At 64.1% G+C, this 26,752-nt stretch carries 24 protein-coding genes and 1 tRNA gene; 13 read left to right on the top strand and 12 right to left on the bottom strand.

Features of this window, described 5'->3' with window-relative positions; translation table 11 throughout:
• Positions 1–175: 175 nt before the first annotated feature.
• The 5 genes from ABWK72_RS25185 (at position 176) to ABWK72_RS25165 (ending at position 3,245) form a co-directional block, all read left to right on the top strand.
• On the top strand, positions 176–490 hold the full coding sequence (locus tag ABWK72_RS25185) for a transposase (RefSeq protein ID WP_367871810.1): 315 nt from the start codon (positions 176–178) through the stop codon (positions 488–490).
• Positions 487–1,341 carry an IS3 family transposase gene (locus ABWK72_RS25180; RefSeq protein ID WP_367872265.1) on the top strand — a complete coding sequence of 285 codons (855 nt, stop codon included), beginning with the start codon at positions 487–489 and terminating at the stop codon, positions 1,339–1,341. Before ABWK72_RS25185 ends, ABWK72_RS25180 begins: the two co-directional genes overlap by 4 nt.
• Before the next feature lie 416 nt (positions 1,342–1,757).
• The gene (locus ABWK72_RS25175; protein ID WP_367872337.1) at positions 1,758–2,252 is read left to right on the top strand and encodes a terminase small subunit; all 495 of its coding nucleotides are present in this window, start codon (positions 1,758–1,760) and stop codon (positions 2,250–2,252) included.
• A 363-nt stretch (positions 2,253–2,615) separates the two neighbouring features.
• Positions 2,616–2,963, top strand: coding sequence for a hypothetical protein (locus ABWK72_RS25170; RefSeq protein WP_367872336.1), 348 nt, complete (start codon positions 2,616–2,618; stop codon positions 2,961–2,963).
• A gap of 111 nt (positions 2,964–3,074) precedes the next feature.
• Positions 3,075–3,245 (top strand): hypothetical protein, encoded by a 171-nt coding sequence (locus tag ABWK72_RS25165; RefSeq protein WP_367872335.1) that lies wholly within the window; start codon positions 3,075–3,077, stop codon positions 3,243–3,245.
• Between the two features lie 431 nt (positions 3,246–3,676).
• On the opposite strand, the gene ABWK72_RS25160 is transcribed toward ABWK72_RS25165, so the two are convergent.
• The 3 genes from ABWK72_RS25160 to ABWK72_RS25150 all read right to left on the bottom strand — a co-directional run bounded on the left by ABWK72_RS25160 (position 3,677) and on the right by ABWK72_RS25150 (position 6,545).
• Positions 3,677–4,576 (bottom strand): LPO_1073/Vpar_1526 family protein, encoded by a 900-nt coding sequence (locus ABWK72_RS25160; RefSeq protein ID WP_367872334.1) that lies wholly within the window; start codon positions 4,574–4,576, stop codon positions 3,677–3,679.
• Between the two features lie 907 nt (positions 4,577–5,483).
• Positions 5,484–5,556 (bottom strand) — tRNA-Ala (locus ABWK72_RS25155).
• 77 nt (positions 5,557–5,633) lie between these two features.
• A complete protein-coding gene (locus ABWK72_RS25150; protein ID WP_367872333.1) occupies positions 5,634–6,545 on the bottom strand; it encodes a M28 family peptidase in 912 nt (303 codons plus the stop codon).
• 137 nt (positions 6,546–6,682) lie between these two features.
• Here ABWK72_RS25150 and ABWK72_RS25145 point away from each other — a divergent pair, with 137 nt between their 5' ends.
• Positions 6,683–7,297 carry an LON peptidase substrate-binding domain-containing protein gene (locus tag ABWK72_RS25145; protein ID WP_367872332.1) on the top strand — a complete coding sequence of 205 codons (615 nt, stop codon included), beginning with the start codon at positions 6,683–6,685 and terminating at the stop codon, positions 7,295–7,297.
• Entirely contained in the window at positions 7,294–8,193 is a 900-nt protein-coding gene (rarD, locus tag ABWK72_RS25140; protein ID WP_367872331.1) for an EamA family transporter RarD, read from the top strand. The genes ABWK72_RS25145 and rarD overlap by 4 nt, the downstream gene beginning before the upstream one ends.
• A gap of 27 nt (positions 8,194–8,220) precedes the next feature.
• Here the strand turns inward: rarD and ABWK72_RS25135 are convergent, their stop codons facing one another.
• Positions 8,221–8,538, bottom strand: coding sequence for a polymer-forming cytoskeletal protein (locus tag ABWK72_RS25135; RefSeq protein WP_367872330.1), 318 nt, complete (start codon positions 8,536–8,538; stop codon positions 8,221–8,223).
• 146 nt (positions 8,539–8,684) lie between these two features.
• Between ABWK72_RS25135 and ABWK72_RS25130 the strand changes: the two genes are divergently transcribed.
• On the top strand, positions 8,685–9,323 hold the full coding sequence (locus ABWK72_RS25130; protein WP_367872329.1) for an FHA domain-containing protein: 639 nt from the start codon (positions 8,685–8,687) through the stop codon (positions 9,321–9,323).
• 19 nt (positions 9,324–9,342) lie between these two features.
• On the opposite strand, the gene ABWK72_RS25125 is transcribed toward ABWK72_RS25130, so the two are convergent.
• The 3 genes from ABWK72_RS25125 to ABWK72_RS25115 are packed head-to-tail and all read right to left on the bottom strand — an operon-like array spanning position 9,343 to position 16,245.
• Positions 9,343–10,395 (bottom strand): prenyltransferase/squalene oxidase repeat-containing protein, encoded by a 1,053-nt coding sequence (locus ABWK72_RS25125; RefSeq protein ID WP_367872328.1) that lies wholly within the window; start codon positions 10,393–10,395, stop codon positions 9,343–9,345.
• Complete coding sequence (locus ABWK72_RS25120) at positions 10,392–13,829, bottom strand: hypothetical protein (RefSeq protein WP_367872327.1); 3,438 nt, start codon at positions 13,827–13,829, stop codon at positions 10,392–10,394. Before ABWK72_RS25120 ends, ABWK72_RS25125 begins: the two co-directional genes overlap by 4 nt.
• A 13-nt stretch (positions 13,830–13,842) precedes the next feature.
• The gene (locus ABWK72_RS25115) at positions 13,843–16,245 is read right to left on the bottom strand and encodes a hypothetical protein (protein WP_367872326.1); all 2,403 of its coding nucleotides are present in this window, start codon (positions 16,243–16,245) and stop codon (positions 13,843–13,845) included.
• A 68-nt stretch (positions 16,246–16,313) separates the two neighbouring features.
• Between ABWK72_RS25115 and ABWK72_RS25110 the strand changes: the two genes are divergently transcribed.
• Both ABWK72_RS25110 and ABWK72_RS25105 read left to right on the top strand, forming a co-directional pair.
• Positions 16,314–16,553, top strand: a complete 240-nt coding sequence (locus tag ABWK72_RS25110) for a hypothetical protein (RefSeq protein ID WP_367872325.1) — start codon at positions 16,314–16,316, stop codon at positions 16,551–16,553.
• Complete coding sequence (locus tag ABWK72_RS25105; RefSeq protein WP_367872324.1) at positions 16,550–16,978, top strand: TA system VapC family ribonuclease toxin; 429 nt, start codon at positions 16,550–16,552, stop codon at positions 16,976–16,978. Before ABWK72_RS25110 ends, ABWK72_RS25105 begins: the two co-directional genes overlap by 4 nt.
• Positions 16,979–17,014: 36 nt before the next feature.
• Here ABWK72_RS25105 and ABWK72_RS25100 read toward each other — a convergent pair whose 3' ends face one another.
• From ABWK72_RS25100 to ABWK72_RS25090, 3 genes are read right to left on the bottom strand one after another with little or no spacing between them, the layout of a single operon-like run.
• Entirely contained in the window at positions 17,015–19,843 is a 2,829-nt protein-coding gene (locus tag ABWK72_RS25100; RefSeq protein ID WP_367872323.1) for a PA14 domain-containing protein, read from the bottom strand.
• A complete protein-coding gene (locus ABWK72_RS25095; RefSeq protein WP_367872322.1) occupies positions 19,844–20,743 on the bottom strand; it encodes a DUF58 domain-containing protein in 900 nt (299 codons plus the stop codon).
• Between the two features lie 52 nt (positions 20,744–20,795).
• On the bottom strand, positions 20,796–21,803 hold the full coding sequence (locus ABWK72_RS25090; RefSeq protein WP_367872321.1) for an AAA family ATPase: 1,008 nt from the start codon (positions 21,801–21,803) through the stop codon (positions 20,796–20,798).
• A 256-nt stretch (positions 21,804–22,059) separates the two neighbouring features.
• Between ABWK72_RS25090 and ABWK72_RS25085 the strand changes: the two genes are divergently transcribed.
• Positions 22,060–22,830, top strand: a complete 771-nt coding sequence (locus ABWK72_RS25085) for an MlaE family ABC transporter permease (RefSeq protein ID WP_367872320.1) — start codon at positions 22,060–22,062, stop codon at positions 22,828–22,830.
• Between the two features lie 115 nt (positions 22,831–22,945).
• Here the strand turns inward: ABWK72_RS25085 and ABWK72_RS25080 are convergent, their stop codons facing one another.
• Entirely contained in the window at positions 22,946–23,359 is a 414-nt protein-coding gene (locus ABWK72_RS25080) for an HNH endonuclease (RefSeq protein WP_367872319.1), read from the bottom strand.
• Here ABWK72_RS25080 and ABWK72_RS25075 point away from each other — a divergent pair.
• Both ABWK72_RS25075 and ABWK72_RS25070 read left to right on the top strand, forming a co-directional pair.
• On the top strand, positions 23,351–23,596 hold the full coding sequence (locus tag ABWK72_RS25075) for a hypothetical protein (RefSeq protein WP_367872318.1): 246 nt from the start codon (positions 23,351–23,353) through the stop codon (positions 23,594–23,596). The two genes, ABWK72_RS25080 and ABWK72_RS25075, sit on opposite strands and share 9 nt — an antisense overlap.
• Positions 23,597–24,136: 540 nt before the next feature.
• A complete protein-coding gene (locus ABWK72_RS25070; protein ID WP_367872317.1) occupies positions 24,137–24,808 on the top strand; it encodes a DUF1080 domain-containing protein in 672 nt (223 codons plus the stop codon).
• Here ABWK72_RS25070 and ABWK72_RS25065 read toward each other — a convergent pair.
• Positions 24,795–26,693: an HAD-IA family hydrolase gene (locus ABWK72_RS25065; protein WP_367872316.1), complete on the bottom strand. Its 1,899-nt coding sequence runs from the start codon at positions 26,691–26,693 to the stop codon at positions 24,795–24,797. The genes ABWK72_RS25070 and ABWK72_RS25065 overlap by 14 nt on opposite strands.
• Between the last annotated feature and the right edge of the window lie 59 nt (positions 26,694–26,752).

The raw sequence follows: 26,752 nt of genomic DNA, 5'->3' as shown, positions 1-26,752 counted from the left end.
CGCCGTTCAACCTAGTTCGGTAAATCCTCTCCCCCTATGGGGGAGGGATTACCGAACTGAACCAGCACAACCAATCCAACCGACCCACATCAGACCATGAAGACCATGAAGACCATGAAGACCAACACTGAGGTGTGCTGGATTTCTGGACCAACAAACTCCAGAATCCATGTCCATGAATCCCAAGCCACGCAGGCAATATACCGAGGAATTCAAAGCCCAGGCCGTCGCGCTTGCCGACACCGGCCGGTCCGTCACCGAGATCGCCCGCGAACTCTGCATGAGCGCCAACCTCCTCCATGGCTGGAGACAGGCGGCAAGGCGCGCGCAGGGCGGCAGCGAAGGCCCGCGAGCCGCAGGCGAGGGGGACGCAGCGGACGACCTGCGCGCGTTGCGCCGCGAGCTCGCCCGCCTGCGCCAGGAAAATGACATTTTAAAAAAGGCCGCGGTCATCCTCGGGACCAGTCCCCGGCCGGACTCCGCGCCATGATCGGGGAAATCCACCGCGCCACCGGCCACGGCATCCGCCGGATCTGCGAGGTCCTCGAGCTGCCCCGCAGCAGCTACTACCACGCCGCCGCACCCACCCCCTCCAAACGCTCGGACAAAGCGGCCGGCGATGCGATTGAAGAAATCTTCAAGAGCCACCGGCGGCGCTACGGCCACCGCCGCATCTGGCACGAGCTTGCCGGGCGCGGCATCACCTGTGCGCCCGCCCGGGTCCGCAGGCTCATGGCCGAGCGCGGCCTCAAGGCCATCCAGCCCAAGACCTTCGTGCCGAAGACCAGCGACGGCCGGGCCGACAAACCCTCGCCCAACCTCATCGCGGGAAAGGAGCTGCCCGACCGGCCGGACCAAGTCTGGGCGGGCGACATCACCTTCATTCCCACCGCCTCCGGATGGCTTTACCTCGCGGTGGTCATCGACCTCTGCACGCGCCGCATCACCGGCTGGTCGCTGGCCCGCCACATGCGCGCCGGGCTCGTTGCCGATGCTCTCGCCCAAGGACTCGGCTCGCGTCGTCCGGCCCCGGGCCTGATCTTCCATAGCGACCGCGGCAGCCAGTACGGAAGCTGCGAATATCGCGCCATGCTCTCCCGGGCCGGCATCTGCCAGAGCATGTCGGCACGGGCCAACCCCTACCACAACGCGTGGAGCGAATCGTTCATGGCCACCCTCAAGAAGGAGATGCTGCAGGGAGGCTGCTTCATTGACGGACAGGACGCCCGGACCGAAATCTTCAGTTTCATCGAGGGCTACTACAACACCCATCGCAGGCACTCCTCGCTCGGCTACCGATCCCCGGCCCGATTCGAGGCCGAACTCATTCCGTCCAACTAACCAACAACCGGTCCAAAAATCCGTTGCATCTCACACAGCCCCGCAAGCCCTCCCTTCCGATGACACCCCTTTCACCTTCCGCGACTACCGCGAGAAGATTGAACCCGAACTGACTCGGCTGCGCACCGATGCTGTTCAGCTCTTTGGCTGCGTCCTCACATTGACACGCGCCATTCAAGTGGAAGCTTCGCTCAGGCGGCACGCAACCGGGGAAGCGCAAGCAGCAACCCAACTTGGACAACTTGCCGAGGTCTTGGACGACAGGCTTGGAGAGATCCGCGATGCGGTGGCAGACAGCGGACTGACTGCCGGGCTCGGTCTCCTTCGCTTGCTCGGTCCGTTGACGCGCTCACAGGAAGCGGCGCTTGGGGCCTTGCTCGGAGAGAACCCCGGAGAGGCCGCCTAACCGATTGCGTATGGCACTAACAGACAAACAAGCAAAGTTTGCCCGGCTAGTTGCAGACGGGATGCAGGGTGCGGAGGCGGCGAAGGCAGCGGGTTACGCTAACGGATCACGCAATTCGCTGTCCGTTACAGCTTCCCGACTCATGCAGCATGCCGAAGTGCGGCGGGAGATCTTCGAGCGGCGCGAGGCGCGCTTGGCAGGACCGCTTGCAGACAAGGCCATGCGGTGTCTTGAGGGCATCATTGAAGACGAGACAGCCCCGGCGGCAGCTCGCGTGAAGGCGGCAACCTTCGTCCTGGAGAGTGCAGGGCATGGCCTACAGGCAAAGCTGGGCTACACCCGATTGGGGATCGAGGCAGACAAGCGTGAACCGTCGCAAATGTCGCTGGCCGAACTCGAAGCAATGGTCGCACGGACGCAGGAAAGGCTGCGGAATATTACGCCGGAGGGTGAGGAAGGCGCGGATTCCGCGCCGATATTGGAAAGCGCGGCGATGGGAGCCTAGAGGCACAAAGGATTGCGGGCGGGTATCACTGCCTTTGGGATGCAGTGATACCCGCAGCGGGGGGGCGTGGCGTAAAAAGTGGGTATGGGGGGTAAAAGCGCGTTAGCAAATACAACTGCGGTGGATACAGACAGGGACTCGGGAGGTTTTGGCAATGTGCTGAAACGGAGAAAAACGCCAGCCTTCGCAACCATACTTTGCCGCCTCTCCCCCCGCCCCCCCTCGGGCGAAGCATTTTCACCCCTTATAAGGCATGCCTCGTTAGCCGCGCATTTTTGAAACTTCGGGTCTGCGTGTCTGTCGGTGTCTGTCGCTTTTCATCACATTGACAGACAGGTGGGAGTCACGTGGTGTTGGAATTGAATGAATCGAATCCCACCCGAACCGGAGCCTCCTACCCTGAAAGCATTCCCGCCCTCCATCCTTTGCGACGAGCGCGCACAGGCGGTAATCGACGGCCTCCGCAACGCGGTCGGCGCGGCCTTCGCCCTCTTGGACGAACTCACTCGCAGCCGCACCGATGGCGACGATTGGAGCCGCCTTCCAGCACCGGGGCGGGCTGGCTTCCCCGGTGGACGCTGCCCCGTCTCGAACTTCTGCCGGTCCAAGATCATCCGATTGATCGAGTCGGAGAAGATCCGGGACAAGCACGTTGGCAAGGCGCGGTTCTACTCGCTCAGCGACATGCGGAGGCATATTCGCGGCTCCTAACAGAAATCCGCCTGTGGCCCGCCGATTCCATTGAAATACACCAACCAACCCGCGCCCGTTAGAGGCGTAATGCATCGAGATTTCACAAGAGAACAGGAGCCGCAGCAAGGCATGACCCTTGCAGTGTGGCATCGCTTCCGGGCGATCTTTTCAATCTGCGGGACAGACCGCGCCATCTCACTACTAGGGGAGGGCTTTACCAACCTGAGGGAGATCCGGCCCGCCGATAGCGAGGCCATCCGCGCGAGCCTCCTCGCGATTGGCTACCACGAGCTGAACTGACGTTATGCAATCCACGTTGAATCCAGTCGAGGCCGCGCGCCCGCCCCTTGCAACCTCTGCGGCAGGGCATAGGCGGGAGGTGGAAGCTTCCCGCGCAAGGCTTCTCCGCCTCCGTGAACGGCTCTCGCGCGCGCAGCCATCATGGGCAAGGGACGTTTGGATGGAGGCGGTTGACGACGAATTGAGCGAGCTAGGGGACTCCTGACATCGCAGACAATGCCCCGCCCGGAGAGTTCCCCGGCGGGGTTTCTCATGGGCGGCGGTAGTAATCACCCCCCGAATCCGGCCTGCCGCAAGCCTCGCGCCTTTGGCAGGCCACAGGAGCGAGGCCGCCCGATTTCCGCTGTCCCCTTTCCGCCCGCGGGCGAGAGGCTTCGCCAAGCGCCGTTGCTGATTCGCTGAGGGTGCGGAGCCCCCCCGTTTTAGGGCACTCACTTCGACCGAGGAAACCTACTGCGAAAGCGGAATTTTTCGTTATCATCAAAATCTTTGTAGGTAATCCGTGTGCCCCGTCGGAGATTCACGACAAGCGAGCCGATAACTTGGCCAACCGGCGTCAACCTCGCGGAGGAGGATGGCATATAGAGGAAATCGCGCATGTTGCTTCCTCCTGGCCACTGCTCAAAATCTCGAAGAGGAACGTCGTACCCGGCAAAGGTAATAACGGTGGCTATCCCTCGTGGGGTTTTGTTTACCCTGGCGGTCTGAACTCCGCTGTCGCTGACGCAATTGATGACACGCATGAAGTCTATGTCTAATGGGGATGCGCAGAGTTCGGGGAATCCGGACATGTTCACTTCAAACCAAGCCCGAAGTTCTTCAAGGTAGGGCCTGTCATCTTTCATCAACGGCTTTTCCAGAAGTATCGGGTCTGTCAGTGCAATGGTTGCCATGGAGCCCATAAGTTGAACGTGTAGCGGGGTCGCTTGTGAGATTGCGGTGCAAGCAAGGCCGCACAGAATCGCCTCCGAGCTTTGGTGTGGTGTGGTGATTCTCTCAGCTACCAATGCGGCAAGGATCTCGTGCATCTCGTTGCTAGGGGTGCTGGCTGCCGCTTGCATTGCCTGCTTCAATAGCTTCGCTAGATCCGGCTCATCAAACGCGCCTTCAATGAATTCCCGATTGAGCTGTGCTTCATTCTCCAGACGCTGAATCCGCGAGGATAGAAGCTCAAGCATCGCGCCAGCCCGGACGATAGCGTTCTCTTCGGCCTTCTGAAGGTGCTTGCGCAGGCCTAGCAGCTTCGCTCCTCCGCCCCACAACACCTCAGCAGACTTCCCTCCAAAGCCGCCAATCACCCCGGCGATCAGGTTTGTGGTGAATTCATCCATGACCCGATTAGAAGCCGAGCCCGCAAAAGCTGGCGATGGGAAACGACGCCGCTTTTGGAGTGGCGCGGACTCCCAACCAGACTGGCTTCCAGCTTGAGGCACTAATTCGATGATGCAATATGGCAGCGAATGAATCCTCCTCCCGACAACGAACAGGACAGCAACGCGGGTATCGGTTTGATGATCTGGAAGATTGTGCAGGCAATCTTCTGGATTGGACTCGCGACGATAGTACTTCGGGCTTTCTCCTAGCCCGTTCTCGCGGAATGGCCTCGCCCGGTGGGCCATCTTGCCTGCTAGCCGTGCTGGACCACCGGCAAGGGGAGGCTGTCGTTCCTTAGTCCGGCGTGGCAGATTCACCTGGGACGCCGAGATGGCGTGAAAGAAGCGCCCGTGTCGCCTTCCGCCGCGGTCTGCTATTTCGGAGCCGCCATGATTGAAATCATACTGAACTCGAAGGGCCGCACACCGGCACAGCAGGAACATATTGCGAACCAGCTTGGACATATCCACGCAAACCCGTCAATCCGGTGGGAGGACGCGGAAGGAGAAAGGGTCGTATTGCGTCTGTCGCCAGAGTGCAGCGCGCAAACGCTTTCCTCGGGGGGCGCTATGATCTCTTGGCCGGGCGGCATCGCCGCGGCGTTTGATTGCATGCTGCGGCAACAGTTGCGGGAATAGTCGAAGGCCGGTTGGCCACCATAGGCGCGCCGCGGAATGCGTGCCCTTTCTAACGGCCCACGCCGCAGCGAGCGCCAATGGTCTGCGCTGGCATCTCAGGGCGGGTGTCGGGAATCGAAAAAATCGCCGCCGTAAAAAACTGGGCCACGCTTTAGGTCACAGTTTCGATCCGGCCTCTTCACCTCTCCCGCACAACCCACAGAAAAACAACCACTTAGAAACAACGTGGAGGATAGCGGATTCGAACCGCTGACCCCTTGCATGCCATGCAAGTGCTCTACCAACTGAGCTAATCCCCCTGACGTCGGCGCGGCCCGGGGGCCGCGTGAGGGCGGTTTGGTAGGGGATGGACCCCCATTCGTGCAAGAGGTTTTTTTCAGGAATCCGATAGTCTGCCGATCAGAGTCAGCAAGGCCGTGGTGGCGGCGGCGTGGATCGCGGGGTCGGGCGCGGAGCTGTCGGGTTCGGCCGCGGTCACGACACTCCGGGTGGAGACGCGGACGGCGGGCAGGCCGGTCTCGAAAAGCACGGAGGAGAGGTCGAAATCGTCCTCCAGGCAAATGCTCTCCGCACCGACGACCTCGCCGAGGCCTTCCGCCGAGCGGAGGGCACGGCTCCGGGCATCGCGCGAACTCAGGAGAAGTTTCGCTTTGGCCCCGGTGGCCTCGACCACGAGCACTTCGGAAGCCTTGCCCACCCGCTTGTGGAGAATCGCGAAAGTCTCCATGAGCGGTGATTCGGGGTCGCAGGCGTGGGGAAGGAAGGCGAAGTTCACGGTCCTTTTCGGCTTGCCCGTAGCGAGCGCGCTGGCCGCGGCGAGGACGCTGGTGGTGCCGCTGGCATTCGCCTCCACGCCGGGCGAACCGGGGCGGGAATCGTAGGCGGCCACCACCCACAGCGGCGGGAGGTCCTCATCCTTGCCGCGCAGGCTGACGATGAGGATCGGCCAGCGGTTGCCGCCGGCCGCCGGGCCGCGCAGGCGCTCGACCTTGTAGCCGGCATTCGAGGGCCCTAGCGAGCCCTCGATCATGGCGGCGGCGCGGTTGAGGCCTTCCGGACGGCCGGGATGGCGCTCACCGACGAAATCGATGAACTTGGCCACGTCGCCCTGTAGGCCCGGCACCGAGATGGCGGTGGCGAAGCGCGGCGTATCCTTCTCCGCCTCCACCTTTTCCTGATGGAGGTGATACCAGATTCCCAGACAGGCCGAAACCACCAGCCACAGGGGCACAAGCCAAAGCAACAGGGCGATGCGGCGGTCGCGGCGCGGGGCGGGTTCCTCGGTCACGCGGCCATGGGTGGGCAATGCGGGAGCAGGAGGCAAGGGCGAAGGAGTGGCGCTTGCACTCCGCCACCGGGCGAACCCCATGGCGCTCCCGGGATTTTTGGATTGCGTGGCGGGGCCGGCGCGCCTCCTTTGCGGCGATGTCCTCGCTCAACATCCCCCAGACCTGCGGTGTGATGCTGCTGCCGGACTGCACGCTTTTCCCGCACGGCGGCCTGCCGCTGCACATTTACGAGCCGCGCTACCGCGAAATGCTCTCGGACGCGCTGCACGGGAGCTGCTTCTTCGCCGTGGCGAGGCTGCTGGGGAAAGAGAAGGACGATCTCAAGCGCTGCACGGCCCCGATGGGCACCATGGGCCTGGTGCGGGCCTCCCGCGAGCTGGAGGACGGCACCTCGAACCTGCTGCTGCACGGCGTGATCCGGGTCCGCTTCACCGAGTGGCTCGACTCCCCCTACCCGAAAGCGCGGATTGAGCCGGTGCCATCCGTCTTCGAGCCGGAATCGCAATCCCGCGCGGCGCTGGAGGCGCTGCAAGAAGCGGCGGAGACGGTGACCCGTGAACTGCCGGGAGAAGTCCGCGACGCACTCGTGGCCATGACCGCGCAGATCGACGACCCCTCGATCCTGGCCGATGTGATGGCGCAGCAGTTTCTGAACAAGCCGGACGAGCGCCAGGAGCTCTTGGAAATGGAATCCGCGGCGGCCCGGGTGGCGTGGATCTGCAAGAAATTCGAGTCCGGCGCGCCCCAGTGAATGCGCCCAAGAACGGCGTGACCAGTGCGGTGGCCGCCTTCCTGATGTGGGGCGTGCTGCCGATCTTCTGGAAAGGACTGCAATTCCTGCCGCCGCTCACGATCATTGCGCAGCGCACGGTCTGGTCGCTGGTGCTGCTGGCCATCGTGCTGATCCTGCAGAAGCAGATACGGACGGTGACCCGCGGTCTGGCGAGCGGGCGCGGGGTGGGCTGGCATCTGCTCTCAGGCTGCCTGCTGGCTTCAAACTGGCTGCTCTACGTGTGGGCCACCTTGAACGGCCACATTCTGGAGGCGGCGCTGGGCTACTACCTGAATCCCTTCCTGAACATGCTCTTCGGCGCGCTGTTCTTCGGCGAGCGGCAGTCGCGCCTGCAGATGCTGGCGGTAGCGATTGCGGCGATCGGCGTGGCTCTCCAATTCCACGCGGTGAAGGGCTCGCTGTGGATCGCCCTGGTGCTGGCGCTGACCTTCGCGCTCTACGGGGTGGTGCGGAAGCGGGCACCGCTCGATGCCTTGGCCGGCCTAGCGGCGGAAACGGTGCTGCTGGCCCCGCTCGCGCTCGGCTGGCTGGTCTTCCAGGGATCACAGGGCGCGGCGATCTTCGGCGGTAGCACCGGGGCGGCGCTGCTGGTGATCTTCACCGGCGTGGCCACGGCGGTGCCGCTGCTCTGCTTCGGCCATGCGGCGCGGACGATCTCGCTGACCACCCTCGGCATCTTGCAGTTCATGGCCCCCACCCTCCAGTTCCTGATCGGCTGGCGCTTCTATCATGAGGAAATGACCCGATCGCGGCTGGCCTCCTTCGCGATGATCTGGACCGCCGTGGCCGTCTATGCGGCGGATGCCATTGCCCGCAGCAAAAGAAAAGCCGCCCCGGAAGAGGCGGCTCTCTGAAATCCTGTATCTTGCGCGAGAAGCGGCTCAGCCGATCTCGGTGCGGCCGGAAAGCTGTGCGCCTTCCTCCATCGAGAACATCTTGGCCTTGATGTCGCCATCGAGGCGGGACTTGGCCTTCAGCTCGCAGCGGTCGCCGGTGATCTTGCCCTCGACCTTGCCGAAGACCTTCACGTCGCCGGCGGTGACGTTGCCCTTGATCATGGCGTTTTCGCCGATGGTCACGCGGCCCTTTTCGGAGATGATCTCGCCCTCGATCTTCCCGTCGATGATCATGTCATTGGAGAAGCGGATGGAGCCGGTGATTTCGATCCCGCTCGCGAGCACGTTCGTTGCGTTGGCCATGGTGGGAAGAATTCAGCAGAGCCGAAGCGCCTTGGCAATCGGATTCCCCCGGCATCAGGCCGCGGGAAGTGGATACGGCGGAGTTTTTCCGTGCAGAGGAGCAGGTATTCACGCTAGAAAGGGCCGCAGATTCACGTCTTCCACCCATGCCGCGCGTCACCATTACCATCGCCGACCTCAATCCTCAGCCGTATCGCTTCCAGCTTGACCGCCAAAAGGTCAACATCGGCCGGGGTAGCGAGAACGACATCGTGATCGAGGACGGCTCCGCTTCCGTGCGCCACGCGGTGATGGAGCGGATCGACGGCGGCTACCAACTCCGTGACGTCGGCTCGACCAACGGGATCAAGCTGGACGGGGAAAAGAGGGAGATCATTCCGCTGCGCCACGGTCTCAGCGTGAAGATCGGCGACGTGGCCTTCGACTTCACCCTGACCGACGAAGAGCGCGAGGCCTTGGCCCGCGAGAAGCCGGCCCAGGAATCCCCGATCGTCCGCGAATTGCCGGGCGAGGGCGCGAAGAAGGCCGTGGTCAAACCCGCTCCGGCACCGGTCGCGCGGCAGCAGGTGATCTACGAAGCCCAGCCGAGCGCCTCGGCGAGTTTCTTCATGACCTTGTTCTTCCTGATCCTGGCGGCAGGGGCCTTTTATCTCGGCCTGCACGTCCGGCATCAGAAGGACACCGGGCGCTCCCTGCTGCACGATATCCAGGGCTCGGCCGCCGGAGTGCCGATCGAGGCGCCGGATGCGACGAAGAAGGAGGAGACTCCCGCTCCGGCGAAGTGATCGCCATGTAGCGCCCGCGCTACTCCTCCTCGTCGACCGTCTCGTCCCGCTGGTAAATGGGGAGCTGGCGGTAAGGCACGGTGAAGGCGAGGACCATCATCGTGGTTCCGTAAATCCGTCCGGCTTCCCGGCTGTTCCATGAGCCGTCTTCCTGCTGCTTCTTCAGGTAGGTATCGTACATCCAGTTCGCGTAGTCATTCCAATACCGCCCGCCGATCTGGAAGGTGCCTTGGGCATTGTAGTAGTTCCCGTAGAACTCGAACTGATCTCCCGGAAGATCACGGAAGGTCTTCATCACATAGTCCGCGGCGATGGTCGTCTCCGCCGTGCCATGCTTCCCACATAGTTCCAGGCAGAGCAGGCCCATGCCGGTGAGCGAGCGGGCGTGATTCGTCTGATCCATGTAGCCGAAGTGGCCTTCCTTTTTGTCCTGATGGCGACCGAGGTAAGACACGGCATCGGCAATCGCCTGGTCCGGGACGGCCGCACCATTGAGCTTGGCGGAGCGCAGCGCCATGAGCGCCCAGCCGCTGCACGAGGTATCGCTATCGGTGGACCCCGGGTGATAGCGCCAGCCGCCCTGATGGCGCTCGTCCTTATCCACCGCCTGCGCCTTCAAGATCAGCTTGAGCGCCGCGGGAAGCGTCGCGGCGATCTTCTCCTGGCGCGCGGGATCGACCATCCCGCTGACTTCGGAGAGGAAGAGCGTGGAGATATTGTGGGCATACATCGGGCCGCTGCCGGCATTTCCCTTCTCGAAGAGGCCGTTCTCAAGCTGGTTCGCCAGCACGAAGTCGATGCACTTGTTCAGCGCCACCACGTAGGGACCCTCGGTCGGCAGGTGGCCCTTCGAGAGGATCGCCATGCCGGCCAGCGCGGGGATACCGGTGGAGTCGCCATAGCTCTCCGGAAACGAGCCATCTTCGCGCTGCACGCGCGCGAGATATTCCAAGGCCCGCTCGACCGCGGGATCAACCCGGTCCCGCCACTCGGCGAATACCGGATCGGCGGTCTCCGCGGCGAAGGCGGAAGCGCTGGCAAAGACTAGAATGGTCGCGGCAAGGAATCTCATTTCTCGCTCATCGTTTCGAAGTATCTCTTCACTAGGCCGCGATATTCTTCCGGCACGCCGCTGCCAGCGCCGCCGACATCGGACTTGAGAGTGGCCTGGATCTTCTCCCAATCGGAGGCGTTGATCCCGAGCTTGGCGAGTTCCGGCGGCACGCCGGGATCGGCCTCGGGAGCGCGCTCGCCTTCCTCCGGCTTTTCACCGGGCATTCCCGGTTGCGGATCGCCGGGCATGCCGGGCTGACCGGGCTTGGATTGACCCTGCATGCTCTGGCGGGCCGCCTGCGCGGCACGGGCAAGGGCGTCCGCCGCCTGTGAGGCTTCGCTGGCGGACTGGGTGCCTTGGTTCTTTTCACCGGAAGCGCGCGAGGCGGACTGGAAAGCCTGCGCGAGATCCTTCGGCGGGATCGCCGCGCGATGCTGCTCCGGCTGCTGGCCTTGGGCCTGCTCGGCACCGCGCGCGAAATCCTCCGCGGCCCGGTCGAGCGCCTCGGCGCTGCGCTGGAGATTGCCGGCGGATTGCTGATGCTGCCCGGCGGCGTCCTGCGGCTTGCCCTGCTTGCCATTCTCGGCGGCAGCCTTCGCTTGTTCGCCGCCTTGGCGCGAGGCATCGCGGGCCTCGTTCATGTGGCCGGACCCTTCGGCCTGGGGCATTTCGGCGATGGCTTGGGAAAGATCCGCCGCGGCATCCGCCTGCATCTCGCGAAGCTCTTGCATCGCCTCGGCGGTCTTGCCTTCGGCGAGCGATTGCAGAGCTTCCGCTACCTGACCCTGGCGCTCGGCGAGTTCTCCAAGTTCGGCCGCGCGCCGGGCTTCCTCGGTAGCTTCCGCCTGGGCTTGGCCGGGTTTGGCTTGCCCTTGCTCCGGCGTGCCTTCCTCGGCCTGACCCTTCTCGGCTTGGCCCTGGTCTTCCGCGCCTTGCGTGGCTTCCGCCTTGGATTCGTTGAGCGCTTGAACCGCCCCCTTCGCGGCGTCGGCGGCGGCCTTGTCTTCGCCCTTGGTCATCGCCTCGCTGGCCTCGCGGGTGGCGGCTTCGGCCTTGGGAAGCACATCGGCGGTCTCGCTCAAATCCTGCCGCGCTTCCGCCAGTTGCTTCGCGGTCTCCTCGGCAATCTTCGCCTGCTCCTTGGCCAAGGCTTCGCGCAGTTCCTTCACCGCCTGCTCGGGCGGCGGAGTGTTCACCGGAGTCTGGCGGGCCTGCTCTTCCATCGACTTCTGCGCCTCGCTCAAGGCCTTGGCTTCCTCAGCCAGCTCGCGCGCTTCTGTCGCTTGATCCTTCATCGCCTCGGCGCGTGCCTGAGGTTGCTCCCGGAGCTGCTGCTTGAGCTGCTCCTCCATCTGGCGCTGCCGCTCCTGCCAATCCTGGGGCAGCGGCTGGTCCTGCTTGTTCGCGGCCACCTGGTTCTCCGCTTGCCGGGCCAGCTCGCGCTGCTGCTGCGCCAGCTCCTGGAGTCGGGCGACTTCCTCGATCTTCTGGCGATCCCGATCCATCTGGTTGCGAGCTTCCTCAAGCTGCTTCATCGCCTCCTCCGCTTGCTGGCGGGCACCATCAAGCTTCTCCTCGCGACGCGTCTGGCCGTCTCGAAGGGGTGCACTCTCCAGCTCCTGGCGGGCGGCGGCCACTTGCTCCGATGCCTTTCGTACTTCATCCGCCTTGGTGGCATGCACGCTGTCTTGCATCCGCTCCGCCAGCTTCTCCAAATTCTCCTTCGCCTCGGCCAAGCGATCGCGGGCTTCCTCGAAATGCTTCTTCGCGTCCTTGCTCAGTTCCTCGTTCTTCATCTCGCCGCGATGCCAGTCCATCCGCTCGCGGGCCTCGCGGGTCGCCTGCATCGCCTTCTCGATCGTCTCGCGGGCTCCATCGTGCTCCGCGCGCATTTCTTGCCGGGCAAGGGACTCCGCATTGCGGTCGATCCTTAGTAGCAGCCACTCGGAATTTCCCACGCCCGGACCATCTAGTTCGGCCGGGCGAGCATCCTCCGCACGGATCCGCAAGCGCACCTCGCCAGCACCCGGCCAACGCTCGATCAGCGAGCCGATCGCCACCTCGCTGCCCCCGCGGAAGCGGGCTGGCTTGCTACCGCCCGCCATTTTCTCCGGCAGATCCTGGTTCGTGCTTACCGGCTCCTTGCCCGAGGTCTTCGACTCCACTTTCAGGGAAGCCAAGCCGAAATCCTCCGTCACCTCGTAGCGCAGGGCCAGCACCTCGTCCGGACGGACGCGCAGTTCCTTTGCCATCGGACTGAGCCAGCGAACCACCGGCACCTGATCTTCCAAAACCCTCACCGGAAAGCGCAGCGCCTCCACCTCGCGACCCAAGCGATGCTTGAGCCGCACCACTGCTTCGCCCGCGCCGTCCTTCTCCAGATTCCACGCGAAGCTCACCCGGCCGCCATTGGCCGCGGCATCGATCTTGCCATCCGCGATGCGCTTGTCACCGATCTCAAGCCAAGCTTCTTCCACCGCGGTATTGAGCTTACCCTCGAGCTTCACCGTCGTGCCGCGCACCGCCTCGATCCCGCGGCCAAGCGGCGCTTCATCGGGCAAAAGTCCGGAGTATTCGGGAAAACCAAGCCTGACCCGCGGTTCCAACATCATCGGTGAAGGCCACACCGTCACCGTGAAGGCATCGCTCTCCCCGCGACCGGCGCGGGCGTGATAGCGGAAACCTTCCCTAACAGGATCCATGCGGTAGCGCCAGCTATCGCCGGCAAGCTGCAGGGGCTGGATGATCTCCTTGCCGTCCGCCAGCTCCATCACCAGGTCGATCTTGTCCGCGGGACCGGCATAGGCGACTTCGATCTGCAGGGCATCGCCCTCCAGCATTTCGATATCGCCGGGTTTCACCGTGAACTTCACCGCCGCGGCGTTGCCCATGCTGCTGAAGGGGGCGACCGCCCGGGTCACCAGCCGCAGCGCTTCCTTCGGCCACAGCACGAAGAGCGTCACCAGCATGATCGCCAGGATCGCGGCAGGTTTCGCCCAGCGGCGACCGGCACCGGAGGCCTTCATCTCGGCGCGTGCATCCACCTTGCCCACATCCTCACCCGCCGCCTTGGCCAGTTCCGCCATCAAGCTCGCGGAAGTGCCGGCGTCGTTGCCGGAAATTTCGAGCACCGTGCTCATGCGCTCCTCGATCTCGGGATGGCGGCCCTCGATCCACCGCGCGATCTGCACCAGGCTGATCTTGCGCATCAGGGGCCGGGCACCAATCCACACCGCCGCCAATACCGCTGCGATCCACAGTCCGAAAAGCACCCAGCGCGCGGCCATTGGCAGCGGCGAGAAAAGGTGGTCCGCCGCCATGATCGCGAGCAGGCCACCGAGGCCCACGGTCGCGAGCAGCAGCCCGCCGCGCAGCAACTGTGCACGCCGGATGCTCGAACGGACCGCCTCCAGCCGGCGGCCGATGTCTTGTCTAGCTTGGTCGGTGCTCATGGCATTGATGGATCTACGGCAATCCCCCTCCCCTTCTGATCACCCATTCCGTGGTCAGGAGAAAGGCGAAAAGCGCGAGCACGAGCCAACTGTCCCACAGCGAGGTCTCGCGGATTTCCTTCTTCGCATTGGTTTCCTTCAAAAAGAGGCCGGTGAGATCCCCGGCATTCTCCGGCTTCACCACCCGCCCGCCGGAGAGATCCGCAACGGTGGAGAGCAGTGGCAAGTTGAGCGTGGTCTCGGCCAATTCCACCGGGCCGCGCGAGCCCACCACCCGGAAACCGGCGCTGACAGCAGTGCCGCCGTCCTCGCTCACCAGGCGGTCGGCCTGCGTGCCCCGCAAGCGCACTTCATAGCGACCGGAATGCGGCAGCGCGGGAAGCTCGACCTCGTGCAGGCCATTCGAGCCCTCCACGGCATTTATCGCGGTGCTGGAAACCATCTCGCCATCGCGGAAAAGCTCGGCCTTCAGGTCAGCGTCCGTCACCGGATTCATTCCGGAGTCGCGCAGTCGGGCGGTCAGCTTGATTCGATCGTCCGCGGTGTAAGTAAGCTGGTCGGTGCCGAGTCGCACGCGGGAGCCGCCGGCACGTAGCACCGGCCCCGCTCCCCAGCGGACGAGATTCCCCCAGAAGCGGTGATGGTAAAGATCGCCCGCGCCCTCGCGCAGCCGCCAGGTCCGATCCGTGAGCAGCAGCGCCACCTTGCCCTTGCCGGTCTGGCGGGTGACGAGCAGGGCGGCGGCGGCCTCCTTCTCGCGGCGCTTGGCCAAGGCATCGAGGGCGGCATTCAAGCCCTCGCCTCCGGAGATGGCAGCCTGGCCTTCCTGGCCCGCGGCAGTGATCAAGACTTCCGCCCCGTCCTTCAGCGAACGAATCGGCTGCCGCCACGGGATCTCCGGGAATCCGGCCCAGACGGCATCGTTCGCCGTCTCACCGGTCGTCTGTTGGGTGATCGGGTGGTTGCGGCCCTCCGCGGTGAGGGCGAAGCGGAAGGGCTCCTCCCCGGCGCTGTAGAAATTACGATTCCTATCGTAGGTCTCGACCGGCACGAGGTCGCGGCCAGACTCTTCCGAAATGCCGTGCGGCATGTAGCGCGGCCCGGCGATCATCACCAGCATCGCCGCACGCTCCTTCACGCACTCCGCGATGATCTTCCATGTCGCTTCATCCATCGCCCGCGGATCGATGTCGCCCAAAATGATCACGTCGAACTTCCGCCACTCCTCCTGGGTCGCGGGCAGGCGTGTTGCCTGCGCCTCACCGAAGGGCCGGGTGGCCGAGGCGGGGATCAATTCCTCCTCCTGGCCCGCGATCGTGTCCGGGTGCAGCAGCACATACTGCATGTGCACCGACTTATCCCGGCCGTAGAAGAGATTGCGAAGGTAGCGGAATTCCCAGCGTGGCGTGCTTTCGACGATCAGCACGTTGGTCCGGGCATCCGTGATCGAGGTCTCGAATTCCCAGGCATTGTTCTCCGCGAAGCGCTCGCCATCCAGCCCGGCGATTTCGATCCGGTAGCCGCCCACGCCGCCTTCCTCCGGCACCGTGGTGAAGCGCACTTCCTCGCGGTGATGTTCCTGCGGAATCGGCACCGGCCGCTCCTCGATCAACTTCTCGCCACGCATCAGCCGCACCTTGGCCTGGCCACCCTTGTAACCGTCGAATTTGAGCGATGCCGTCACCCGCATGCGGTCACCGAGGTGGATCGCCTCCGGAGCCTTCACTTCCAGCACCGAGGCATCGCGCGGCGGCTCCGCACTGCCGGTGGCGATGATCCCGACAGGAGCATCGAGGATGCCGAAGCGGCGCGCCACGTCTTCCACCCGGCCGGGGCGATTGTGTCTGCCATCGCTCACCATCACCACACCGGCGAGATCATCGGGCGGAACCTGCTCCAGCACCGTGTTCATTGCCGCGACAAGGTCGGTGGCATCGCTCCACCCTTCCGCCTCCCCTTCGCCCTCGCCGCGAACACTGCGCGCAGCATGGACCGTGCGGACCTTCATCGACTCGCCGAGTGTCTTGAGAATCCCGGAATCCGCCAAGGCCTTCTCCCCAATCTCAAGCCGGGTCGCGGACGCGCCATCGTCCTTCAGATGCATCGAAGCGGAATCGTCGATGACCACCACCACCTCGCGATTGCGCGCGCGCTCGACCTCGCGGATCCACGTCGGCTCGATCAGAATCCAGACCAGCACCGCCAAGGAGCACAATCGCAGCGCGATCAGCCAGCGGCTGCGCTTCGGGGTGACCGCCTGCGATTCGTAGCGATAGAGGAAGAGGATCAGTTCCACCACCAGCGCGGCAACTGCGGCCACCGCCCAGACCGGCCAATCCGGAGATAGGCGCACGATTTTTCCCAGACTGGCAAGGATGCCCCACAGGGCGAGAAAGAGGATAGGAGGTCTGAGCATGGAAATCATCGCACCACCCCCTTTGCATCAAACCTTGATTTTTGCATCAGATGCAGTAAGATCCTTCCATGAGAACCACCCTGGACATCGACTCCGACGTTTTGGAGGCGGCGAAGGAAATTTCTGCTGGATCCAAGCGAACCACCGGTCAAGTCATCTCCGATTTGGCGAGGAAGGCACTGACCTCGACTGGTTCCGGCGGAACACCCCCCACGATCCTGAATGGCTTCGAGCAGCTTCCTTCCCGAGGCGAGATCGTGACCGTCGAATTTGTCCGCAAGCTCATTGAAGAAACGGAAGACACATGATCGCGCTGCTTGATGCGAATGTCTTGATCGCATTGTTCGACCCGGACCATATCCACAACGCGCGCGCGCAACAATGGATGACCGCTGAAAGAGCTGCGGGATGGGCAACCTGTGCCCTGACACAGAACGCTTGCATTCGCATCCTTTCACAGTCGGCCTACTCCGGAAGAATTCCGATTCGGGACGCGGCCAGGCGTTTGCAACAGGCAACGCAAGCACCCGATCATCGCTTTTGGCATGACTCGATTCAAGGCTGCGACCCTCTTGTATTCGATCACGACAAAATACTGACCTCCCGGCATCTGACCGATCTGTATCTCTTGGCCCTTTGCGTGGAAAACGACGGACGTCTGGTGACATTCGACAAGGGAATTCAGCTACAGCCCGTTCTGAAGGCAGCGGCCCGGCATCTGGTAGTCCTATGAATCCGCCGGGATAGCCGGCTTCTCGAAGCAGGGTGCTCATCGCCCACCCCCTCCCCATACCGCTTCATCCCCGAAACTCACCCGCACGTTCTCCGCCATCTGGCGGGAGCGCGAAACCCAGCGTGCGAGGAAGCTCTCTAACAAGAACAGGACGAACCCGGCGACCGCCAGCAGCTTCCAGATCTCCCGGCCGAAGCCTTTGCCCTGAAGCACGCCGAGGATGTCCTCGACCGACGCCGGCTGCAGCAGGTCCGCGTGCTTGCGGATCAGCGCGAGGTCCTCCTCATTGCGCGCCTCGAAACGACTCTCCGCGGGATCCCGGATGACGGCGACGGGCAGGCTCGCCCCCTCGGGGAGCTCCAAGCTCTCGCGCAATTCCTCGTCCGCGCTGACCTGATAGACACCGGGCACCGACGGACCACCGATCGCGAGTTCGCGGCCACGGCGGGCCGGGCGGACCCGGGCCTCGCGGGGGAAGCCCATGGGATCGGTCACACGCATGGGCTCGCCAGCCTCCTCGCGAGCTGGCAGGAAGGCGTAGCCGGGGATGACCTGCTTGTCGCCGCCGGGCAAGTTCCAGAAGAGCCTTACCTTGGCCTCTCCCCCGTCCTCGCGATACTTCGCCAGAAAGGGCACCGGCCGGTTCGCCTCCAACTGTGCCCGGCCAAGTTCCTCATTGCCATAGTCGGCTTTCATCGCTGCCTTGTCGCCCAGTTGGATCTCGATCGCATCGTCCACATCCGCGGAGAAAACATACTCGCCGGTGAAGGGCGGGACGAGTTGACCGCGCCATTCGATGGAGAAGCGGTCCTGCGGCAGCCGTTTGGCGGGCTTGTCGTTGCCCCACTTGAAATCGATTCCCGCATCCACCCGCACCAGCGCCGGACGGCCGCGCCACTCCTGGTTCGCGTAGTAGGTGCCCGTCAGCCCGCCGCTGGTCCCCTGCAGGGCCACCGAGGGACTCCATGCCGGGTCCAGATTCAGCTCCACGCCATTGCCCGCCGTCCATGCCACCAGTTCGTGCATGAGCGGGACGAAGGAACGCAGCGCCGGGAGATTTCCCGATCGCGCGTCGAAGGCGCAGGTCGCCAGCAAACTACGACCGCTACCGTAGTTCTTCGCCGCCAGGAAAGTGTCGCCATTGAGATAGGCCGCGGCCTGCACGCCCCCGGTCGGTTCGCCGGTCTTCCGCCACTGCCGCACCCGCGCCGAGGCGAGGTCGGAGTTCTTCTCGTCCTTGAACAGCGCGACCGACTCATGGAGGAAGGTCGAGGGGGCGGGAGAAATACCCTCCGCCTCCACCGCCATCTCGCCGACCGGCATCGGCAGCAGCGGTCCGTCGGAAGCCTTCCAATTGTTGAAGAACGCCGGATCCGTGCGCGGACCCGCAATCACCAAGAGGCCGGTCCCGTCCGCCACCTGACCGGCCAGCTTCGCCGCGAGGCGCTCCGGCAAGCGCGGGACATCGGCCAGCACCACCACCGCGCGGCCATCGAGATCTTCATCGGTCAGTTCAGGCGCAGGCACCACCTCGGGATCCATCAGATAAGAATCACCCACCTTCTTGCCCCGCCGGAGATCCGGCGAGGGCGCGAGAGCCATCGCCGAATAACCCGCCGCACGTTCGAAGAAAGAGCCCGCCGGGTTACCGTCGACCAATAGCACCGGCAGCGTCCCGCGGACATTCACCACCCGCTCCGCCTTGTCGTCGGCGGCCAGATCGTCATTCGCATCCATGCGCGCTGCAATCACCCGCGGCCCCGGCTTGGCAAAGCGGTGGCGGAATTCCACGGTCTCCTTCTGCCCCGCGACCAGCAGGCCCACCGGCTTCTCGCCGACCTTGCTGCCGTCGATTTCCAGCATCACCGGGCCGGGCGTGACCGCCTCGGTGCCGGTATTCTCCACCGTCACGCGCAGCGCGACCTCGCGGTCGGTGCCGACCACGCGGCGGGAGGTATCCAGCGTCGCCAGCGAGACATTGCGCAGCCCCGCGGGCACGCCGAAATCGCGCAAGATCAGCTTCGGCTTCGAGGGCATCGACTTCCACGCCTGCTCAAGGCCGTCCCAGGCATTCGGATTGTCGAAGCGCCAGCCACCGCGCTGCGCATCCGTGAAAACGATGATCTCCTTGCTGGCATTCGTCCCCTCCGCCAGGCCGAGGGTCGCCATGCCCAAGGCCTCGTGGGCACGGAAGCTGCCGCCGACCGGCTTCAGGCCATCGAGGACGCCCAGCACGTCGGCGCGATGGGTCAAGGGTGCGGCGGTCTTCGCCTCGGGTGCCGGTCCGCCGAGAATGACGAGAAATGCCGTGCCACGCGGCGCTTCCTTCACCAGTTGCTTCGCCTCATCCACCGCCCGGGAGAAGACCGTTCGTCCGTCGCTGGAGAGTTCCATCGAGGCGGAAGCATCGATCACCAGCGCCACGTCACGCCGGCCGCTGGCCTCGAAGCGCTTCAGGTTGAGCATCCTCTCCATCAGCACCAGCGCCGTCCCACCGAGCAAAAGCAACACCGCGCAGATCCGCAGGATCCAGCGCGCTTTCCCCGCCAGAACAAAGGACCCGCCTAACAAAGCAATCCCCAGCAGCGCCGCCGGCAGCACGAAGAGCCACGGCACCGTCGAGTCCGGCGGGATGAAGGGCCGCGCCAGTGCCAGCGCGATCAGGCCTAACAGCAGGCAACGCGCCGCCATCAGCAGCAGGTCCTCCCACTCCATCTTGCGCCGCCGCATCGCCACCGTGTCGAAAAGGAAGCGCATCGCGCCCCAATCGATCGGCTTCGCAGCCTGCCGCCGGACGAGGTGGATGATGATCGGAATGCCCACCCCGGCCAGTCCCGCCAGCAACCATGGATTGAGAAACAGCATCTACTTGCGACCTCCCAGATAGCGCAGCAGGGTGTCCCGCAGCGGGGTTTTGGTATTCACGGCCACATAGTCGGCGCGCAGCTTGCCGCAGGCGGCATCGATCCGCTTCACGAACTCGCGCACCTTCTCCAAGTAGGCCGCGCGCACCGCCTGGGGATCGATCCGCAGCATCTTCTCCACCCCTTCCAGATCGCGGAAGCGCTGGAAGTTCTTGAAGGGAAAGGTCAGCTCTTCCTCGGCTAACAGGTGGAAGACCACCAGTTCGTGCTGCCGGTAATCGAAGTGGTGGAAAGCCTCGATGATCTTCGCGGGATCGTCGAAAAGGTCGCTGATCAGAATCACCAGGCCGCGCTTCGGAATCCGCTCGGCCACGCCGTGCAGCACGCCGCCGACATCGGTATCCGCGCCCGCCTCAACGCCGTGGAGTTCTTCCAGGATGCGCCGCACCTGGCTCGGCCGGCTGCCGGAGCGGATGAAGTTGCGCACGCCCTTGTCAAAGGTCACCAGACCCGCGCCATCGCCCTGCTTGACGAAGAGGTAGGCAAGCGCCGCAGCGAGGTGCTTCGCATACTCCAGCTTCGAGAGCGGGATGTCGCCCACCTTCGCGGCGGAATCCCCGGTGTATTTCATCGAGCCCGAGACATCGATCGCCAGCGTGGCGCGGAGGTTGGTCTCCTCGATGTACTGGCGGATCACGTTGCGATCGCTCTTTGCCATCACCCGCCAGTCGAGATCCTTCGGATCGTCACCCGGGACGTATTCGCGGTGCTCCGCGAACTCCACCGAGAAGCCCTTGTCCGGCGAACTGTGCCTGCCGGTCAGGGTGCCCTGCATGCGGCGGCGCGCATACCATTCGAGGCGGCGCAGCACCCCCATCGTCTCCGGGGGAAGGAGCCGCATGCATTCGGGGAGTTTGAGGGAATCGGCGGACATCGGTCGAAGGGACGCTTTGTTAGACCACCAATTCTTCGCGCGGGGCGAGATGCTTCACCAAGCGCTTGATCACCTCGTCGCTGGTCACACCGGCGGCTTCGGCATTGAAAGTGGTGATCACGCGGTGACGCAGCACCGGGGTGGCCACGGCCGCCACGTCGCTGGTGGTGGCGTGGAATCTCCCGCGCAGCACGGCGTGGGCCTTGGCCGCGGAAATCAGGCTGATGCCCGCTCGCGGACCCGCGCCCCAGCTTACCATTTCCTTCACGAAGTCCGGCGCGGAGGCATCCTTCGGCCGCGTCCCGCGAGCCAGCTTGGCGGCGAAGTCGATGACGTGATCGCCCACCGGCACGCGCTTCACGACCTGCTGGAGATGGATGATCTCCTCCGCGTTCATCAGCGGCGTGATCTTGGCCTCGGTGGGGCTGGTCACCCGGCGGATGATCTCCCGCTCCTCCTCCTCGCTCGGGTAATCCACCAGGATATTGAAGAGGAAGCGGTCGAGCTGTGCTTCCGGCAAGGGGTAGGTGCCCTCCTGCTCGATCGGGTTCTGCGTGGCCAGCACGAAGAAGGGATTCGGTAGATGCAGCGTGTGCTCGCCCACCGTCACGTGGTGTTCCTGCATCGCTTCCAACAGCGCGGCCTGGGTCTTGGGCGGGGTCCGGTTGATCTCGTCCGCCAGCACGAGGTTGGAGAAAATCGGCCCGTGGACGAAGCGGAAGCCGCGGCGCCCGGTCTCCGGATCGACTTCCAGCACGTCCGTCCCGGTGATGTCCGCGGGCATCAGGTCCGGGGTGAACTGGATCCGCTTGAAGCCGAGGTCGAGGGCTTTGGAGAGGGTCGAGACGAGAAGGGTCTTGGCCAAGCCGGGAACCCCCACCAACAAGGCATGGCCACGGCAGAAGATTGCCATCAGCGCCTGCTCCACCACGGCGTCCTGACCGACGATGACCCGGCCCAGCTCCGCCTTCATCTGGCCGTAGGTCGCGTGGAGCTTTTCTACCGCCGCCTTGTCGTCGTTGCTCATGGTCCCGGCTCTACGCGGGGCATTTGCGGCAAATTGCACATGAATGGAACGCGTTTCGACATTTCGGAAAATGACCGTGCCCAGCAGCTTCTGGACGGCCGATTGGTCATGAAATGACGCGAAAATGCGCGAAACTTGGCACCGCCGGAAAGACATTCTAACTTTTCCCCTGCATTTGGGATTCCGGTCGCACTAGCCAAGTCGCAGCCAAGCCCCTAGCCTCCCGCGCGTGGGGTTTTTCCGGTTCATCGGCGGCATGGTCACAGGCTTCCTCGAGTATCTCGGGGAGGTCGCGATCCTTATTGGGGAAATCGCCGTTTCGCTGATCAAGGGGAAGATCCGCTGGGGAATGGTGATGCAGCAGGTCGTGGAGATCGGCTACCGCTCCCAACCGGTGGTCATGGTTACCGGGGCCTTCACCGGCGCGGTGCTGGCGGCGCAGTCGCTCTTCCAATTCAGCGCCCTGAACATGGAAACCGCCGCGGGTGCCCTGGTCAGCGTGGCGATGCTCCGCGAGCTTGGCCCCTCGATCACCGCTCTCATGCTGGCTGGCCGGGTCGGCGCGGCGATGGCCGCGGAGATCGGCACCATGCGTGTCACCGAGCAAGTCGATGCCCTGCGCTCGATGGGCGTCCATCCGGTGGACTATCTGGTCAGCCCGCGCCTGCTCGCCATGCTGATCGCGATGCCCCTGCTGATCGGCGAATCCGCCGCGCTCGGCATCCTCGCCTCGGTCGCCGTCGGCACCGGCCCCTTCAATGTGAATCCCGCCTACTGGATGGACCAGATGGGCAAATACACCGACTTCAGCGACATCCTGATCGCCCTGATCAAGGGCCTCGTCTTCGGCGTCCTCATCGTCTGCATCTCCTGCCACCAAGGCATGCAGGCCACCGACGGCGCGGTCGGCGTCGGCCGCAGCACGACCCGCGCGATGGTCTATTCCGCCCTGGCGATCCTGATCGTGAACTTCTTCCTGACCCTGATCCTGAACGTGATCTTCCCGGCGGGATTGAGCCGACACTAGGGAAGACGAAAGTTCCAAGTAAGAAGGACCAAGTTCCAAAAAAGCAGTGACCACCGGACAGGTCCGGCAACCAAGGGCTGTTTTTGGCACTTGGTCCTTCTTACTTGGAACTTCCTCACGCCGATAGCCTCACCCCCGACGGATCCGGATCAATGAAGTGCGTCCAGCTTTCGTCCGAGTGCGCGTTCTCCCGCAGTCCGAACATCGGCCGCCAGCGCGGCGCGGCGGGCTTGCGCAGCGGGTGCATGTTCGCCTCGTGCGGCAGCTTGTTCGCCTTGCGCGTGTTGCAGCGGATGCAGGAGGTTACGATGTTCTCCCATGTCGTCCGCCCGCCCTTGTCGCGCGGCATCACGTGATCGAGATTGAGCTCCGCCTCGCTGAAGATCTTCGCGCAGTACTGGCAGGTGTGCTTGTCCCGCAGGAAGACATTCCGGCGGGTGAAGCGCACCTCCATCCGCGGCAGCTTCTCGTAAATCGCCAGCACGATGATCTTCGGCACCCGCATCGCCAGGCGCACGGTGTGGATCATTTCCTCGACGATTTCTCGCGACGAGTGTTCGACCCACGAGCCCAAGTCGTGAGTCCGGAATCGATCGTCTCCCTCGGTCTGCACCACCTGCGCGTGCCCGAGAAACAAAAGCTTCAAGGCGCGTCTGACGGAGCAGGTTTGCACCGGTTGCCAAAACCGGTTGAGGACGAGGACGGGATAGTCAAGATGGCCTACCATGCCTTTTCCCAGCAATTGCCGCGCAAGCTAGCAGGATGATCGGATGCCGCAAGGAAAAGGTAGACGGGAAAGGAAGTTACGGGGATTCGCGTGGTCCGCAAACCCGAAGCACACCTCCCTCCCCGCCGCGGTCACCCTCGTTTTGCGACGGCTCCATCCGATTGACGAAAACCCCGTTTTCTGCTAATCCTTGGAAGTCCCGACGGGCTCTCTAGCCCCTCCGGTCCGGCGGCCCTTTTCTGCGGCTCCCGGGTGGTTCCAAGCTCCGGCACCATTGCAACAGCACGGACGGATTACACTCCGCCTTTAAAAGATGGACCGGGCGGTCAATACGGTCCTGGGCGATGCCCCCTCATTCCTCACGCTGCTTCTTTGAAAGCCGCATGGGGGTAAGGGGGCTTATGGATCGGAAGAGGCATTGAATTCAGGAAGAATCTCCCTGGGCGCTCCGGAACGATCGATCCAAGCACCCCGCGGGACCGAATCTTGCCCTTCATGAAAGGTTCCCCGGCATCCCTTCCGTCTCCACATTCTTGCTTGCGCTCCCGCGGCAACCCGCAAAAGTTGTCTGACAAATCCATGAACATCCGCATTCTATTCACCTCCCTGCTTCTCGCCGCTCCCCTTGCCCGGGCCGAGGAAGGATTCACCGATCTCTTCAATGGCAAGGACCTCGCCGGCTGGACCCGCGTCAACGGCAACGGCGAGTTCAAGATCGAGGGCAAGGACATCGTCGGCTTCGGCGAGAACGTGAAGTCGAATACCTTCCTGCGCACCGACAAGACCTACAAGGACTTCGACTTCCGCTTCGAAATGAAGTTCGACGACCTCACCGGCAACTCCGGGATGATGTTCCGCGGCCTCCAGAAAGAGGGCAAGGACGGTCGCGTGCACGGCTACCAGTGCGAGCACGACAACGGCAAGGCCCGTGCCTGGACCGCCGGTCTCTACGACGAGGCCCGCCGCGGCTGGCTCGAACCCAAGAAAGGCGATAAGGACACCGAGGCGGACAAGAAGGCCCAGGCCGATTTCACCAAGCAGGGCCAGGAAATCACCAAGTGGACCGAGTGGAACGAGGTCCGCATCGTCTGCAAGGGCAAGCACATCCAGATCTGGCTCAATGGCAAGGAGCGCGTGGACTACGAGGACGAAGGCAAGGAATTCACGCCCGAGGGCTTCTTCGCCCTTCAAGTGCACTCCGGCAAATCCTGCAAGGTCCGCTGGCGGAATATCCGGATCAAGGAACTCTGAGTTCCCGCCCGCCGCTCAGGATCTCCTGCCAATCGCCCTCGCCGATCCCGGCGAGGGTTTTTGTTTTCCGCACCCCTGCGTCCGCAGCATCGGGCGAATCCGTCACCCAGACCACCGCCATGCCCGCGGCCAGAGCGGCGGCGATCCCGCGCTTGCTATCCTCGATCGCCAGGCAGTTCGCCGGGTCCACCCCGAGCCGGCGGCAGGCGAGCAGGTAGATCTCCGGAGACGGCTTGCCCTCCGCCACCTCATCGCCCGCTGCCCGCACCGGAAAATATCCGGCGAGACCGGAGGCTTCCAGGCATAGCTCGATATCCGCGCGGTCGCTGGAACTCGCGAGCGCCACGGGAATGCCCTGTTCGCAGAGCCGCTCCAACAGGTCGCTCACGCCCGGCAGCGGCTGGAGCGGTTGGCGGCCCATGATCGACTTCCAGGCACCCCGCCAATCCCCGCTGAAGCGCTTCGCATCGAATCCGTCCGGTGCCTTGTCTGCGAGATAGCGCTCGATGGTCTCGTTCGCCGCACCCATCAGCTCCCGGAAATATTCCTCGCGGCCCAGCTCCCCGCCCTGCCGCGCGAACGCCTCGCGAAAGGCCTCGAAGTAGAGCGGCTCGGTGTCAAAGAGCGTGCCGTCCATGTCGAAGATCACCGCCCGCCGGACGTCGTGCGAAACCGCATCCGCCAGCCGCTTGCGGAATTCGCTCGGCCGCTCGCCGGTCTCCGCCAGGAAGAAGCGGCTCAGTTCGTGCGCGGACCCGAATTGCATCCGCCGCGAGATCTCCGTGAGGCCCAGCGCCGGATCGCCTAACAGGTGCTGCAGGTGCCGCACCCGCACCCGCTGGATTTCCTGCTTCGGCCCGTGCCCGAGCAGCGCGGCGAAGCGGGTCTTGATCGTGGTCATCGAGAGCGGCGTGAGATCCTCCAGTTCGGCCACGAGCAGTGCCTCGTGCGGCGCTCGCAGCCGGATGTGCCGGACCAGTTCGCGGATCCCGGGATCGGCGATCGCCAGCGTATCGCTCGACTCCCGCGACACCACCGTCTGCACCGGGATCTCGGTGCGCCCGGCTGGCAACGTCTCGCCGTTCATCTGCCGCCATAGCAGCGCGGCGGCTTCCCGGCCGACCTCGCGGCCGGGATAGGCGATGCTGCTGAGCGCCGGGAAGGTCGCGAAGCAATACGCCGAGTCATCGCCGAAACCGATCACCGCCAGTTCGCCTGGCACCCGGATCCCCAGCCGGTCCGCCGCACGCAGGGCCACCGCGCCCAGCGAATCGTCCACCACGAAGAGTCCGCAGGGCTTCGGCAGTTGGTCGAGAAAGGCCATCACCTCGGTCTCCACCTCGCGCCAGGTCTGCGCCTTCCACAGCGGCCGGCCCTTCAAATAGTGCACCGCCGGTTCCAGCGCATACTCCCCCAGCTTCGCCCGGAATCCCGCCAACCGCTCCCGCGCGTAGCGGCGCAGCCCGGACGCGAACTGGGCTTCGCGATAAAAGGTCTCCCCGCGCGCCAGGAAAGCGAAGTGCGGCACCGCGCACTCGATCAAGTGCTCCGCCGCCAGCGCCCCGATCCGCGCATTGTCCGGCACCACCCGCGGGTAGCCCGCATCCGGTCCCTCGGTGCTGAGCAAGACCACCGCCTGCCCGCGCCGCCGGTAGGCCGCCAGCTCCTCTTCGGAAGCGCGGAAGAGGATCAACCCGTCGCCATGCCAGTCCTGGTCGATCTGCACCGCCTCCATCTCGCCGTAGGAGCGGTTCTCCGTCACCAGCCGCCAGGACTCGTCCCCACGCATGAAATCCACCACCCCCGCCGTCACCTGCGGGCCGGAGGACGACCACACCGGATGGCGGATCGCGACGCTGCGGCGGATGACGGAAGGGCCGGACATGCCGCATGGAAACGAATCCCCTGCCGCCATGGCAAGCGGGACCGCAAGCCCTGCCGATA

This window comes from Luteolibacter sp. Populi (assembly GCF_040801775.1).
In the GTDB taxonomy this organism is placed as follows: domain Bacteria; phylum Verrucomicrobiota; class Verrucomicrobiia; order Verrucomicrobiales; family Akkermansiaceae; genus Haloferula.
This window is presented reverse-complemented; position numbering and strand designations above follow the sequence as displayed.

What these genes read in the sequence shown, in the direction of transcription:
- ABWK72_RS25185 (WP_367871810.1), top strand. Translation starts at nt 176, where the DNA reads ATGAATCCCAAGCCACGCAGGCAATATACCGAGGAATTCAAAGCCCAG.
- ABWK72_RS25180 (WP_367872265.1), top strand. Translation starts at nt 487, where the DNA reads ATGATCGGGGAAATCCACCGCGCCACCGGCCACGGCATCCGCCGGATC.
- ABWK72_RS25175 (WP_367872337.1), top strand. Translation starts at nt 1,758, where the DNA reads ATGGCACTAACAGACAAACAAGCAAAGTTTGCCCGGCTAGTTGCAGAC.
- ABWK72_RS25170 (WP_367872336.1), top strand. Translation starts at nt 2,616, where the DNA reads ATGAATCGAATCCCACCCGAACCGGAGCCTCCTACCCTGAAAGCATTC.
- ABWK72_RS25165 (WP_367872335.1), top strand. Translation starts at nt 3,075, where the DNA reads ATGACCCTTGCAGTGTGGCATCGCTTCCGGGCGATCTTTTCAATCTGC.
- ABWK72_RS25160 (WP_367872334.1), bottom strand. Translation starts at nt 4,576, where the DNA reads ATGGATGAATTCACCACAAACCTGATCGCCGGGGTGATTGGCGGCTTT.
- ABWK72_RS25145 (WP_367872332.1), top strand. Translation starts at nt 6,683, where the DNA reads ATGTCCTCGCTCAACATCCCCCAGACCTGCGGTGTGATGCTGCTGCCG.
- ABWK72_RS25135 (WP_367872330.1), bottom strand. Translation starts at nt 8,538, where the DNA reads ATGGCCAACGCAACGAACGTGCTCGCGAGCGGGATCGAAATCACCGGC.
- ABWK72_RS25130 (WP_367872329.1), top strand. Translation starts at nt 8,685, where the DNA reads ATGCCGCGCGTCACCATTACCATCGCCGACCTCAATCCTCAGCCGTAT.
- ABWK72_RS25125 (WP_367872328.1), bottom strand. Translation starts at nt 10,395, where the DNA reads ATGAGATTCCTTGCCGCGACCATTCTAGTCTTTGCCAGCGCTTCCGCC.
- ABWK72_RS25120 (WP_367872327.1), bottom strand. Translation starts at nt 13,829, where the DNA reads ATGAGCACCGACCAAGCTAGACAAGACATCGGCCGCCGGCTGGAGGCG.
- ABWK72_RS25115 (WP_367872326.1), bottom strand. Translation starts at nt 16,245, where the DNA reads ATGCTCAGACCTCCTATCCTCTTTCTCGCCCTGTGGGGCATCCTTGCC.
- ABWK72_RS25110 (WP_367872325.1), top strand. Translation starts at nt 16,314, where the DNA reads ATGAGAACCACCCTGGACATCGACTCCGACGTTTTGGAGGCGGCGAAG.
- ABWK72_RS25105 (WP_367872324.1), top strand. Translation starts at nt 16,550, where the DNA reads ATGATCGCGCTGCTTGATGCGAATGTCTTGATCGCATTGTTCGACCCG.
- ABWK72_RS25100 (WP_367872323.1), bottom strand. Translation starts at nt 19,843, where the DNA reads ATGCTGTTTCTCAATCCATGGTTGCTGGCGGGACTGGCCGGGGTGGGC.
- ABWK72_RS25095 (WP_367872322.1), bottom strand. Translation starts at nt 20,743, where the DNA reads ATGCGGCTCCTTCCCCCGGAGACGATGGGGGTGCTGCGCCGCCTCGAA.
- ABWK72_RS25090 (WP_367872321.1), bottom strand. Translation starts at nt 21,803, where the DNA reads ATGAGCAACGACGACAAGGCGGCGGTAGAAAAGCTCCACGCGACCTAC.
- ABWK72_RS25085 (WP_367872320.1), top strand. Translation starts at nt 22,060, where the DNA reads ATGGTCACAGGCTTCCTCGAGTATCTCGGGGAGGTCGCGATCCTTATT.
- ABWK72_RS25080 (WP_367872319.1), bottom strand. Translation starts at nt 23,359, where the DNA reads ATGATCCACACCGTGCGCCTGGCGATGCGGGTGCCGAAGATCATCGTG.
- ABWK72_RS25070 (WP_367872317.1), top strand. Translation starts at nt 24,137, where the DNA reads ATGAACATCCGCATTCTATTCACCTCCCTGCTTCTCGCCGCTCCCCTT.
- ABWK72_RS25065 (WP_367872316.1), bottom strand. Translation starts at nt 26,693, where the DNA reads ATGTCCGGCCCTTCCGTCATCCGCCGCAGCGTCGCGATCCGCCATCCG.